General features: G+C 48.7%; 14 protein-coding genes. 9 read left to right on the plus strand and 5 right to left on the minus strand.

Translation table 11 applies throughout. The features are described from left to right. Nucleotides 1-391: 391 nt before the first annotated feature. Nucleotides 392-655 (plus strand): translation initiation factor IF-1, encoded by a 264-nt coding sequence (infA, locus tag CEJ45_RS15045; protein ID WP_006713209.1) that lies wholly within the window; start codon nt 392-394, stop codon nt 653-655. A gap of 118 nt (nt 656-773) precedes the next feature. Then, nucleotides 774-1,031: a hypothetical protein gene (locus CEJ45_RS15050; protein ID WP_088755886.1), complete on the plus strand. Its 258-nt coding sequence runs from the start codon at nt 774-776 to the stop codon at nt 1,029-1,031. A gap of 415 nt (nt 1,032-1,446) precedes the next feature. Here the strand turns inward: CEJ45_RS15050 and CEJ45_RS15055 are convergent, their stop codons facing one another. Together CEJ45_RS15055 and CEJ45_RS15060 are read right to left on the minus strand one after the other, a co-directional pair. Then, nucleotides 1,447-1,794, minus strand: coding sequence for a helix-turn-helix domain-containing protein (locus CEJ45_RS15055; protein ID WP_158214918.1), 348 nt, complete (start codon nt 1,792-1,794; stop codon nt 1,447-1,449). Nucleotides 1,795-1,974: 180 nt separating this feature from the next. Next, nucleotides 1,975-2,337, minus strand: a complete 363-nt coding sequence (locus CEJ45_RS15060; protein ID WP_088755888.1) for a MarR family transcriptional regulator — start codon at nt 2,335-2,337, stop codon at nt 1,975-1,977. Between the two features lie 1,069 nt (nt 2,338-3,406). Between CEJ45_RS15060 and CEJ45_RS15075 the strand changes: the two genes are divergently transcribed. From CEJ45_RS15075 to CEJ45_RS15085, 3 genes are read left to right on the plus strand one after another with little or no spacing between them, the layout of a single operon-like run. Further along, nucleotides 3,407-3,922: a hypothetical protein gene (locus tag CEJ45_RS15075; protein ID WP_141107003.1), complete on the plus strand. Its 516-nt coding sequence runs from the start codon at nt 3,407-3,409 to the stop codon at nt 3,920-3,922. 42 nt (nt 3,923-3,964) lie between these two features. Continuing rightward, complete coding sequence (locus CEJ45_RS15080) at nt 3,965-4,339, plus strand: hypothetical protein (protein WP_088755892.1); 375 nt, start codon at nt 3,965-3,967, stop codon at nt 4,337-4,339. A gap of 3 nt (nt 4,340-4,342) precedes the next feature. Continuing rightward, entirely contained in the window at nt 4,343-5,578 is a 1,236-nt protein-coding gene (locus CEJ45_RS15085; protein ID WP_141107004.1) for a hypothetical protein, read from the plus strand. On the opposite strand, the gene CEJ45_RS15090 is transcribed toward CEJ45_RS15085, so the two are convergent. Together CEJ45_RS15090 and CEJ45_RS15095 are read right to left on the minus strand one after the other, a co-directional pair. Continuing rightward, entirely contained in the window at nt 5,575-5,850 is a 276-nt protein-coding gene (locus tag CEJ45_RS15090; protein ID WP_088755894.1) for a hypothetical protein, read from the minus strand. The genes CEJ45_RS15085 and CEJ45_RS15090 overlap by 4 nt on opposite strands. Nucleotides 5,851-5,864: 14 nt before the next feature. Then, nucleotides 5,865-6,311 (minus strand): DUF6641 family protein, encoded by a 447-nt coding sequence (locus tag CEJ45_RS15095; RefSeq protein WP_088755895.1) that lies wholly within the window; start codon nt 6,309-6,311, stop codon nt 5,865-5,867. Between the two features lie 123 nt (nt 6,312-6,434). Here CEJ45_RS15095 and CEJ45_RS24575 point away from each other — a divergent pair, with 123 nt between their 5' ends. The 4 genes from CEJ45_RS24575 to CEJ45_RS24580 all read left to right on the plus strand — a co-directional run bounded on the left by CEJ45_RS24575 (nt 6,435) and on the right by CEJ45_RS24580 (nt 10,606). Beyond that, complete coding sequence (locus CEJ45_RS24575; protein WP_141107005.1) at nt 6,435-6,932, plus strand: hypothetical protein; 498 nt, start codon at nt 6,435-6,437, stop codon at nt 6,930-6,932. Nucleotides 6,933-6,966: 34 nt separating this feature from the next. Continuing rightward, entirely contained in the window at nt 6,967-7,893 is a 927-nt protein-coding gene (locus CEJ45_RS15100; protein WP_088755896.1) for a 5'-nucleotidase, read from the plus strand. Between the two features lie 282 nt (nt 7,894-8,175). After that, nucleotides 8,176-9,561: a PDDEXK family nuclease gene (locus CEJ45_RS15105; protein ID WP_088755897.1), complete on the plus strand. Its 1,386-nt coding sequence runs from the start codon at nt 8,176-8,178 to the stop codon at nt 9,559-9,561. Nucleotides 9,562-10,090: 529 nt separating this feature from the next. Next, nucleotides 10,091-10,606, plus strand: a complete 516-nt coding sequence (locus CEJ45_RS24580) for an HNH endonuclease (protein ID WP_141107006.1) — start codon at nt 10,091-10,093, stop codon at nt 10,604-10,606. A 56-nt stretch (nt 10,607-10,662) separates the two neighbouring features. Here CEJ45_RS24580 and CEJ45_RS15110 read toward each other — a convergent pair whose 3' ends face one another. Continuing rightward, nucleotides 10,663-11,106, minus strand: a complete 444-nt coding sequence (locus CEJ45_RS15110) for a DUF6641 family protein (RefSeq protein WP_088755898.1) — start codon at nt 11,104-11,106, stop codon at nt 10,663-10,665. Between the last annotated feature and the right edge of the window lie 350 nt (nt 11,107-11,456).

Consider the following 11,456-nt stretch of genomic DNA (forward strand, 5'->3'; position numbering starts at 1 on the left):
GCGGTGCCGTTTTTTGTTTATCTGTGGCATCGATGAATCGATATCGATTGTGCAATGGGGCAGATAAGCCACAGCAGGCTGCGCTCTGGGCTGCATTGGCGGGAGGGGCAAAAATCGCGTATAATGCATGGATCGCTCAAGAACCGAGCGGAAATCCTGATCCCCACGCGCCTTGTCGTACCAGCACCCTGCAATCCGCGTGATTCGCATCTTCATCCGCTTCCCCGAGTAAAGACACTGCGCTGCCGGTCTCGCCGCCAGCGGGTGCAACTGTCCTCCGACCTTAACGCTCCCGGCCTCCCTTGGCGTGGCCAGTCGTCAAAGCCAGAGATTGCAAATCCCCGAGCCCTTCCTCCGTCGAGGTCGCGCGCTCACGCACAAGAAAGAGAAAATGGCAAAAGAAGAACTGATCGAAATGCAAGGACAAGTCTCCGAAGTCCTCCCCGACTCCCGTTTCCGGGTGGCGCTGGACAACGGCCATTCGCTGATCGCCTATACGGCCGGTCGCATGAAGAAGAATTTCATCAAGATCCTGGCGGGCGACAAGGTCACGCTGGAACTGTCTCCCTACGACCTGAACAAGGGTCGCATCATCTTCCGTCACCTGGAACAGCGCGGCCCCAGCGGCCCCCGTCCGGGTTTCCGCCGCCGCTGAGAACGCGCGGCGCGCCCTCCCACGCCTGCGGGCGTGGTGCGCCGCCTGCCATCTCGCGGCCGCCCGCCTGCGGCGACGGCCTGTGCTCACATGATCGGTTTTGCGAAAGAAAAACAATATGCAAGCTCCGGTCACTCATCGGGAGCAGTACAAGGGCTTTCACATTTCGCTGCGCTGTCATGGCGCGAGTGGTCTGTGGGAGGTTGCCGAAGTTCATATCGCCGACAGCAGCGGGCTGGAGCCGCCCTTGTTTCCGCGCCGACGTCTGCCTGGCCGGTTTGATAGCGCGGCGCTGGCCGTCGAGCGCGGCATGGGCTGGGCGCGGGCGGTGATCGACAATCTTGATCCGACGCTGGATGGGGATTGGGGCAGCTAAGTCGCGCCGCCGCATGGAGAAGGCCCCGGTTTGGCGGGAAATGGAACTTGAATGAAGCTTGCGGAAGAGGCCCGCCAGGAAACTGGCTGAGCGGGCAGGTCCGGAGATCGATGTGAATGAAAAGGCGGAATGCGCGACATCGCGGATTCCGCCTTTTTGTTGGGTGGTGGCCGGAAATGCAATCCGGAAATAAAAAAGCCCAGCATCGCTGCTGGGCTTTTTTGTCCTTGATCTACAAGGTAATTCTGGTCGGGGTGAGAGGATTCGAACCTCCGGCCTCTACGTCCCGAAGAATGCGTACGGTGCAATTGACTGCTTATCTAAAGGGGCTAAGGGCGATAATCAGTGCAGTACTACAGTCAGTACTACACAGCTGCATGTGCGAAAAAACAAAGGTTTCGATGCGCCGGAAGTGCTAGTTTTTCGGGCGCTTCTCTACCAATTTCTCCACCCACGCATTGAGCTGGTTCAGCAGAAAGATGCGATCTGCCTCGTTCAGGCTATCAATTTTCCCTGCTATCGAATCGACTACCGTGGCAGATCGCGTAGAGGCCCCATCAAACAGCTGGGAAAGCGGAATGCTCAGTTCGTCTGCAAGGGCTTCTAAGGTGGCTAGTCCTGGCGCAACCACACCGCGCTCGATACGTGAGAGCGACACCGTATCTATACCTAGCTTCTCCGCCACTTCTGCCTGAGTTCTCCGTTGGGTCTTTCTGGCATCCGCTGCGTTCTTGCCAATCCGTTGAGCAATAGTAGTCGTCATTCCTATGGGCGTAATTTGCATAGTGCAGGCGACTTATGTTGTTCTATTCCTTCCCTTTGTGTAATATCCGAATGTGTTCTCTATAGGCAAATTGCGCTAAGTTTGCGCTCCGTTCTTCTAGTTTGAAAGGGGCAATCGGAAACTATCCGGGGGTACGTTCGAATGAAGTCAAAAGGCATATCAACCAGAACGCGTTTTTCCCGCTGCTTTTACCAGGCACTGGGACACTTTGGTTAGATGAATTTGTGCTGCCTCGGTCAGGTTGATCTGCTTACGTCTGCCATCCTCTGTCTCGGACATCGAAATCCATCCTTTCGCGACAAGGGATTTCAGTCGATGATGTACTGTGACCGGAGAGCCCAACGAGGTAATACTTGTTACATCAGTGACCGAAAGTGCTTCATCGGCATGAAGTGCTTTGGTAATGTGTCCAAATATTTTTTCCTCGAGCGGATCTAGTGTCGGAAGATCCCTTATGGAGTCTATGAGTTCAAGAAAACGCACGTAAATGTCGATGTGCTTTTTCCTTTTGTTAGAGCTCATAATGTATTCCCATCAGATTAACGATACATTTTACCGCTGGAGCATCTGAGGCTCCACCATCGAAATGAATATTGGAAGAATCAGCCATTTCTGGGGGGCAGCTTTATTGTCGGCCGTAGTTTTCTTGTTGACGCTGCTTATAAACGAGATTGTGTTCCCTAATCTGGCCTTCATTGCCGGGGTAAATTGGATCTACTTGCCTGCCGGTGTGAGGTTGCTATGCACGCTGTTGTTCGCAGAGGCAGGCGCTACAGGCTTGCTTTTAGCGTCGTGGATAGCGTGCTTCCTGTATTTCTTTCCCAACGATGTCCTCCGATCGCTAGTCGGCGGGCTCATTGCAGCGTTGGCACCCTATACCTCGTACTTATTCATAGAGCGCAAATATGGCTTAGGTACTTCCTTGCGGGAGCTATCTGGCAAGCGACTACTAGTTGCTGCAGTGCTTTATGCATTCATCGGCAGCTCTCTACATCACATATGGTTTTGGTTGAGTAGTGATCCTAGTGCGACTTGGGCAAGCTGGGGGGTGATGTTTCTTGGAGATCTCAGTGGCACGCTGATTGTTCTATATGTTTGCAGAATAACGATTGTCTCCATAAAGCGGAAGTCCAGCTTGTTAGGCAAATAGCAGGGCCAAATCCTAGAATGGGATCCAGCACTAAGTACGAACTTAGTGCTTTATTTTTTCTCAATTACATATAGAATTTAAATTTAATTGCTACATGCAAATGATGTCTATTTTGACATGAGGAGTAAATCAATAGTTCTTAATTAGCAAGCTTATGACATTAACCGCAGACAAGGGGGAAATATGGCGGAGCAAGTATTGAAAGACCGTAATGGCAACAAAATCGGCACGATTGAGATCCGGAGCGATGGAACGCAGGTGGGAAAGGACAAGTACGGCAACAAGCGCGGTGAGTACGACCCACGAAATGACGTCACAAAGGACCGACATGGCAACAGAGTCGGGAAGGGCAACCTGCTAGCCGTCTTAATTACCCAGTTGTAAGAAAGTGCTCCGATAGAGAGCATGTCGCTTATCCCAGCGCCCGGAGGATTGTCCGAAATGAATTCAGAACGTTTTCTGGGAAAAAATCAGAAGTGCGTAGAGCACATTTGCCAAATGAGTAAAAAACTACGGGCCGCTCCAATTTTGATCGCGTTGTTGGCTGCGCTACTGCAGACAGCATGTTCCAAGCAGACAGAACCGGTTGCGACAAAAAGTGAATCAGCGATTGAGACTAGTCGGAAGAAAGAAGTCGAGAAGGATCTCAAAGACCCGGTGTTTGTAGCGGCTGGAAAGTTGCAGCTTTCTGCAAATCGGGCATTAGGAGCGATTATGCAGAGGGGAGTCGCTTATTATCAAATGTATAAGGATGCTGCAGATAAAAGGCGGGATGCAATCAATGTCGAATTCAATTCCGAGTTGGGAACGAAGACCTCGAAAATTGGACGCATCGTTGATTATGCAATATTCACTAGCCAGCTATGTGATACCGCCTTTTTGTCTGATGAGTACGAATGTAGAACGCTCAAGAAGAACATTGAAGAGTTCAGATCCATCGGGCGAGATTATATGTAATTGGGTCAAGGACATATTCTTAAATATTAGTAAGGGAAAATCATGACTAGTTTTGAACGGGAACAGAGAATTCGTGAAGAAGAGCGAATTCGCCTGGATGAGCAAATGAAGGTCGCTAAACGGCAGCAGGAAAAAGAGAACAAAGCAATTCGAGACGCTCAGAAAAAGGCCGTAATTGGGGCCTACATTACAGAGTATGGATTCAAGGCAGCATGGATCAAGGTCGTAACTCCTTACATTCTTCTAAGTATTTTAGCCGGGATATTCTGTGGGTTCTTGCGTTGGCTAAACATGGAGAAGGAGTCCATATGGCTCAAGATATTCGAGCCCATTCTATGGGGTATTGGTGCTGCAGTAATCGGTGCGTTAGTCAGTATGGTAGCGGCTTGGCTCGAATGTATTGAGGCGAGGGAATAACCCGTGTTGCTCGTAAATGGCTGCTTGCTGAAAGAATCCGAAACTATGTTCATGAGGAAGCTAACTGCGTGGTTGCTGACATTGGTGTTGTTGGCCGGTGTTAATAGCGCATCCGCACGGGAACATACTGAAACCACTTTGCTGGGGCCGTCGTACACAGCATTGAAGGAGGGAATAGACAAGGGATATGCCTATGTCATCTTCCCCAGTTTGTATCGAGGGAATTTGGCACAGACCTTGTATAAAAAGGGGATTGTGTTGCCTTTGCCCGAAGGGCTAGGAAGCATCGATGAAACGCTACAGGCAGCTATTCTCAAGTCTGCCAAAGACTACAATCTAGCCTTTGATGCATACGATGTTGCAGAAATTGGTTTGATTATGATTAAGCAGCTTGGTGTCGCTGAGCAAGCGAAAAGCTTAATTAGTCTTCTAAATCTTGCAGTTGGCGCATCGGAGCAGGAACTTCAGGCTGTGGACTCTGTTACTCGATTGCGTAAGAGGGAGGTCCTTCAAGCGCGGCTAATTGTCCTTATTAAAGAGATCAATGATCCATTCAGACTTAACCAAGAAAGAATTCAAAAGCAGATTGTTGAGTTAGTCGGGAAAAATACAAGTTATTACGCAACACCCAATGTAGAGAAATTGGATATTCGTGGCTTCAAAATGGAAGCTCCTTTCAGTGACGTGTCTGCCGTGCGCGGAAAAAATGCCGTGGAAAAGCAGACGTTGGCCCAAGATGCAGTAGTCTCAGAATTGATTAATAAGGGACAGATGTCGGGGACAGGTTTTTTACCTTTCTCTCAGAAAGGCCCTTCCGTGCAAAACGGCGTCGGTGGGGCGACGGTGCAGGACGGTCCGCTTAGCCTCTTTTACACCTGCGATGCCGCACCTTCTCCCAAGAAGTTGTACTACGCGAAATTGCAAGGGAGTTTCGGCGGAACTGACAAACTGACCAGAAAGGATATTACCGACTCATTGATTCAGAAATATGGACAGCCAACGTCGGGAAATGTTGGTCAGAACGGTAATCTAGTATTGATATGGGGTTCTTCATGGCCTTCCGTCTACCTGGGAAGTCTGTCGTTCCGTGTACCTGTAGACAGGCTTGAAGCTAACATTCTTGAGTCGAGCTACACCCTTGAATTAGTCTCAAGGAAATTGGAAAAAGAGCAGGAGAATTGCAGAAAGAAGGATGAAAATGCAGAGCATGATGCAGCAAAACGAAACCTCAAGTTCTAACCAATTGGGGTGTTGCTAATCTTGGCTAACGTCTTTTGTGTCTGTTGTTGTTTCAGCCGTAAATCGGCAGCCTTCGCCAACTCGTTTGCTCGACGAGCATTTTTAAGCTGCTGCTTGGCTTGATCTTTCTGGGCTTTTACTTGCAACTGCTGAGCGTCTGGTTGCTCGATTAGTTCTCGGTATCGCATTTGTTCCCCCTTCGCATATTTAGTCGTGCATAGGCTATAACGCGAAAAGAAATGCCCCTCGATACTTTGAGGGGCATTTTGCATGAGCGGTCGCTGATTTAGCTGCTGTGCTTGAAGCCCGCGCTCAACGACTTGCTGATCACTTCCAACTGCGTATCAAGCTCGCCGGCAGATACTGCGGCTTTCAGCGTTTCGAGAGTGGGGACAAGTTCCTCCAAGGAACCCACTTCGACGGTGCTCTTGCCTTTTACAAGTTCGACGGCTTTAGCACCATACTTCACGGTGATGCAAATCTTGCCGTTTTCTGCTGTCCACCACCAAGGACGAATACGCTTGCTCGATTCAACTGTGCTGCGTGTACCTGTCTCAGTATTCTTGATAGTGCGAAAAATCGTCGGGGAGAAAACTTTGCCGTCTTGCTGTGCTTTCGCGAGCTGGACTTGTTCCCAGATTTTCGCGATCAGTCGGTTGCGACGTTGCACAAGTGTTGGCATGCCACTCGGCCGCTTCGTTGTCACCAGTTTCAGATTTGCCAGCTCGCTCATCTCATTCTCCTATGTAAAGTTGATGCAGGAGAGGATGTATTCGCCTTTGAATGGAATCAACTGTTTTTTGACGGTATTCGGATGCCGTCAAAAATCAGCCTTATGCCGGTAATAAATACCGACATGACTGAAGATCAAAGACGAATACAGAAAGCTTGCATCGAATGGATGGTTCAACATAAAGACGCCTTTAATTACGCCGTCACCCTCACGCTTAAATCCTATCGGCGGCTACGAAACGACCGCGGACAGGTCGTCGAGCAATTAAGCCATTTCGAAGCTAAGCGAACGCTCCGTTATTTCGTGATGCGCCTCAACATTGCACTCTTTGGGAAAGCTGCGAAGCGCTTTAGTCGATCTATTTCAATCATTCCTGTATTAGAGGGCCACGGCGCTGATAAGCGATTGCACTATCACTGCGCCATTGGTGGATTACCAGAGAACATGAGCGTTGATGAGATTGATGCAGTTGTGAGAGATGCTTGGTCAAAAACACCATTTGGATATGACGAGATTCACTTCACTTGCATTTTCTGGCCGTCCATCCCTTCGATCATCTCTTTGTATCGTATAAATACCTCCTCGCAATATTTATTCTTTACCGCCAGTGCTGTAATCTGACGAGATAATTTCAACTAGATGTGAGCCTCGGCATATGCCATATCCAATTGAGCGGAAACTCGTTATCGGAATAGCTTCTAGCGCACTCTTTAATCTTTCTACATCGCATCAAGTTTTTCTTGATAAAGGGGCTGAGGCTTATCGAAAGCATCAAGAAGAAAACATTGATAAGCCGTTCGAAAAGGGTGTCGCCTTTCCTTTTATCCGGCGCTTCTTGAACATCAATAAGGCGTTCCCAAAGCAATCACCAGTCGAAGTCGTTCTTCTCTCAAGGAATTCTCCAGAAACCGGACTTCGAGTTTTCAGATCTATTCGACACTATGGGTTAGACATATCGCGTGCTGCGTTCATGACAGGGCGTTCTCCCTATGAATACGTTCCTGCCTTTAACTCCTCTCTTTTTTTAACGGCGAATGAGGAAGACGTTCAGAAGGCTATCGATGCAAACTACCCTGCTGGATTGGTTCTTCCCTCGATGGTGTTTGATGACGAACTAGACCTAGAACTGCGCGTAGCCTTTGACTTTGACGGGGTCATTGCTGATGACGAAGCTGAAGCGGTCTATAAGAAAAATAACGATCTAAATGAGTTTCAGGAGCACGAAGCGCAGAAAGTACTGATACCACATAAGCCGGGCCCATTGGCCGACCTCTTTACCAAGCTGGCTTTTATGCAGAAGCTGGAAGAAAGAAAAATGAAGCATGACTCGGAATACAAAAAAATATTGCGGATCTCAATTGTGACTGCACGAAATGCGCCCTCGCATGAGCGCGTGGTGACAACGCTGAAGACATGGGGGGTGTCGGCAGACGAGACTTTCTTCCTCGGTGGTATGGAGAAATCACGAATTTTGACCATTCTGAAACCGCATATGTTTTTTGATGACCAGAGAAGTCACCTGCAATCATCTGCAGGAAATATCCCAATGGTTCATATACCGTTTGGGATTGCAAACAAATAATCGGAATCGTTAAGCGGCGAAAGATGGTCAGCGGAAGAAACCGAGTAATTCGAGCAGATGTCATGGATCAACCCCAATGCCGGCGTGTACGATAGAGTTATTCTCATGCGGGGGACGAACAATCGTCTAATGTTTAATAGAGTTAAGTCAAATCTAATTCGGATATCGCACGGTTTGAATCCAATCCTTGGATTGGAGACCTTGTGACTCATTAAAGACTCCCCCTACTTTGTCCAGGTTTTTCAAGATGAAATTTTCCTCAGAACTCTACAATCAAAGAAAATGCGAATCTTAAGTGACGAGCAAGTAGCTGTCGCGCTGAAAGCTTTAAATATGTACCTGTCAGCGGCACCGAACCCCGAGACTGGCCTGACGCCAGTCGCATCCAGCAAAGACTTGGACGCAAAGCGCCAGGCATTGATCAATGAACCGCTTTCGCCAATGGTCGCCAGCTTTTTGAGCGAAACATTGTCTCTCAGCGATTTTAAGACCCAAATCGACCGCATCAACAAGCGAAACGAGCTATGGGGATTTAAGGGAATAAAGGGACAGATGTTTTTCAATCTGCTCTACAACGGATGCGTCGACGAAGCCGAACTTGCCGCAGAGCTGAGAGCCGCGATAGCTGTTCCAGACAATGACGACATCGCAAAAAGCAGGATTAGAAATTTTTCAAGTTATGCACGTCGGATTGGCGAGACCATTGAAGCAGCAGGGGGCAGCAAGCAGTCTCGGCCTAAACCGAGCAGCGTGCCATTCTTTCTCAGCTACTTCTGGCAGATCCTGCAACCTAGTGTTTGGCCTGTCTATTACACCAACAGCGTTCAGGTGCTTGCCGATCTAAACCTGTTCCAACCCGCCGACGACCTTGCCGATTCGTATGAGGTCTACAAAGCATTGCACATTGAATTGCAAGCAATTTTTTCAGCGGAAGCGAAGAAGCCATTCACGCTGTACGACGTCGAGCACGTGTGGTGGTATTTAAACTCCCAAAAGCACAGCGTTACAGCGGAAGTGGTGCCTGCACCAGCTAACATGCAGGCAACGGTATTGCCTCAACCGCAATCGACGGTTACTCAACTTCCTGATAGCTACGTGCCCCCGATTGTGGCGATTATTCCTCGTCTCGCAGCGAATGATCCAGCGCTTGAAGCGGCAGCGAAAGCATCTGGTATCAGCATAGCGCGAGCCTTGGAAAAAAATGTGCATGTTGCATTTACGATGCTGGGCTATGAAACTCAATTGTTAGGACAGGGGCAAGGCCGGGTGCAAGATGGGTTAGCGCTTTCACGCGATTATTCTTACGCCGTTATCTGGGATGCGAAAGCACGCCAGAACGGCTATAGCATGGGGACCGACGATAGGACAATTCGGGAATACATCACGACGCAAAGCCGTGAGCTGAAGAAGCGGCTGCACCTCCGTAATCTCTATTACGTCATCATATCGAGTAAGTTCCAAGACGATTTCGATGAGCTGATTCGGGGAATCAAGATGGAGACGGACATAAGCGAGGTATGCCTTCTCGAAAGCGATGTCCTGCTTGCAATGGTAGAGGCAAAGTTGCGAGACCCGAACCAAATCAGCCTTGGTCCTGATGGTCTTCAAAGGGTGTTTTGTCGAAGTGGGATAATTATGGCCGATGATGTTAAAAACGACCTGGTCTAGGTCATACGCAATCGCAACAACAACGACAAGGCAAGCGTCGCTTGAAGTGACGCTTGGTAAATGTAGAAACGAGTTCACGTGCGCCGCACAGGACTGCGAATAATGACGAGACTTCAAGATCTGGAACCGAACGAGCGATAGAACGTCAAGGACCTAGTCGCAAGTCTTGGAATACCATGGCAAGGCACCGTGTTCGATTGGTGTTTTGGAAAACCGGACGGTCCTAAGTCTTTCAGTGGTTTACAGATCTAGTCGAGGAAAATGGGCAGATATGCTTTGTTGATGGATCAAGGGACTACGCGAATGAAAATTACGCTACCTTGACATAGCAACAAAGAAACCGGGCGTATGCGGTGTATAACCTATCAATACTGCATATCTACGAAAACTTCCAATTCACGTAGCGATCGTTGACGGCACGACTACATCAAACGGAATTCGAGAGATATCGCATGCCAGCAAGCGAGCGCTTGATCATGAGCTTTGGTACCCTGATCATATTGATCTGGTCAACAATCGCATTGTCGTAATGGGCGGCATTCCACAGCCAGCAGATTTCGACCCGCAAGCTTCATACGTTGCAGGTCTAAGCACGAATGATGTGTCATCCCAAGACCAAGACAATCCGACTCCTGAGCCGAATGTTGGTGAGAAAAAAGCCGAAAAACAGACGAGTTTGACAACCACATATACACGCGATCCGGAGATTGCACGAAAAGCAAAACTTCGCGCATCAGATGGAAGGTGTGAGCTCTGTGGTGAACTTGGTTTCGAAACCGCACAAGGCTGCTATTATTTGGAAGCGCATCAGGTGATTCCGCGCAATTGTGATGGGCCGGACGAAATTTGGAACGTTGCTGCTATTTGCGCTAATGACCATAAGTGCGCTCATTTCGGAAATGACCGCAAAAACGTGCGCGACAGGCTCATCAAGAAGTTGGTGCAGCACTATCCTAATGTAGCAGATCGACTTGCCGAGCTTGCAGCGAAAATGGATGGAAGTGGCGATACTGATGAGAAATTGGAAATGTCCGCAGACACGTAAATTCTAGGAAAAAATGCGGCTGGCATTCTAGCCAGCCCGAAATAAGCCCGCAACTCTTACTTGCGGACAAATCCTGACCTTAGCGTATTACTCATGGCGTCAAGTTGAGCATCAAGTTCTCCGGCCGTAACCGCGGCTTTCAAAACGTCTAATGTCGGGACCAAGTCGCTCAATGTGCCAATTTCAATTGTAGTTTTTCCCTTTGCGAGTTCCAGCACTTTGCTGCCGTACTTCACATTCAGGCATAGCTTGCCATTTTCGGCAGTCCACCACCAAGGCTTAATGCGTTTTGGTGTTTCGACGTTTTTGCGTTCACCAGTCTCTACATCTTTTACCGAACGGATGACTGCGGGAGCAAACGTTTTGCTTTCTTGTTGGGCTTTCGCCAGTTGCGTTTGCTCCCAGATTTTCGCAATCAAGCGGTTACGTCGTTGAACGATTGGCGGAAAGCCGTCAGGACGCTTGGTTGCAACGAGCTTCAGATTGTTTAGTATGATCATACATACCTCCGTGTTGTGTCAGTATGGAATGAGGATGTAGTCTGGTGATAAAGAGATCAAGAACTTTCTGACATTGCGATAGCTCCACGGAACGCCATAAAACAACACGTCTTCTGTGTAGTGACGTGCGTTAAATACCGCAACTCCCTGAAAATCACTTTCAACGCGATGTGATAATAGTGGCCCCAAGATTTCTGTCAATCCACCCGTTGAGAATCTGAATCTCCTCTGCGAAATATCCGGAGATTGGGTCAAGAGGTTTAAAGTGGACCCCGAATTTGAGACACTGATTTAAGCTGTCGTCCTGGAAGGGATGACGAGAATGAGTGAAGCAAAGAAGAAGCGAAATA

Origin of the sequence: Herbaspirillum aquaticum (assembly GCF_002213425.1) — a bacterium.
GTDB classification, from domain to species: Bacteria; Pseudomonadota; Gammaproteobacteria; order Burkholderiales; family Burkholderiaceae_D; genus Herbaspirillum; species Herbaspirillum aquaticum.

Coding starts and splice junctions, on each gene's coding strand:
- CEJ45_RS15055 (WP_158214918.1), bottom strand. CDS start 1,794: ATGACGACTACTATTGCTCAACGGATTGGCAAGAACGCAGCGGATGCC.
- CEJ45_RS15060 (WP_088755888.1), bottom strand. CDS start 2,337: ATGAGCTCTAACAAAAGGAAAAAGCACATCGACATTTACGTGCGTTTT.
- CEJ45_RS15095 (WP_088755895.1), bottom strand. CDS start 6,311: ATGAGCGAGCTGGCAAATCTGAAACTGGTGACAACGAAGCGGCCGAGT.
- CEJ45_RS15110 (WP_088755898.1), bottom strand. CDS start 11,106: ATGATCATACTAAACAATCTGAAGCTCGTTGCAACCAAGCGTCCTGAC.
- CEJ45_RS15080 (WP_088755892.1), top strand. CDS start 3,965: ATGACTAGTTTTGAACGGGAACAGAGAATTCGTGAAGAAGAGCGAATT.
- CEJ45_RS24580 (WP_141107006.1), top strand. CDS start 10,091: ATGGGCGGCATTCCACAGCCAGCAGATTTCGACCCGCAAGCTTCATAC.
- CEJ45_RS24575 (WP_141107005.1), top strand. CDS start 6,435: ATGACTGAAGATCAAAGACGAATACAGAAAGCTTGCATCGAATGGATG.
- CEJ45_RS15100 (WP_088755896.1), top strand. CDS start 6,967: ATGCCATATCCAATTGAGCGGAAACTCGTTATCGGAATAGCTTCTAGC.
- CEJ45_RS15105 (WP_088755897.1), top strand. CDS start 8,176: ATGCGAATCTTAAGTGACGAGCAAGTAGCTGTCGCGCTGAAAGCTTTA.
- CEJ45_RS15075 (WP_141107003.1), top strand. CDS start 3,407: ATGAATTCAGAACGTTTTCTGGGAAAAAATCAGAAGTGCGTAGAGCAC.
- CEJ45_RS15090 (WP_088755894.1), bottom strand. CDS start 5,850: ATGCAAAATGCCCCTCAAAGTATCGAGGGGCATTTCTTTTCGCGTTAT.
- CEJ45_RS15050 (WP_088755886.1), top strand. CDS start 774: ATGCAAGCTCCGGTCACTCATCGGGAGCAGTACAAGGGCTTTCACATT.
- infA (WP_006713209.1), top strand. CDS start 392: ATGGCAAAAGAAGAACTGATCGAAATGCAAGGACAAGTCTCCGAAGTC.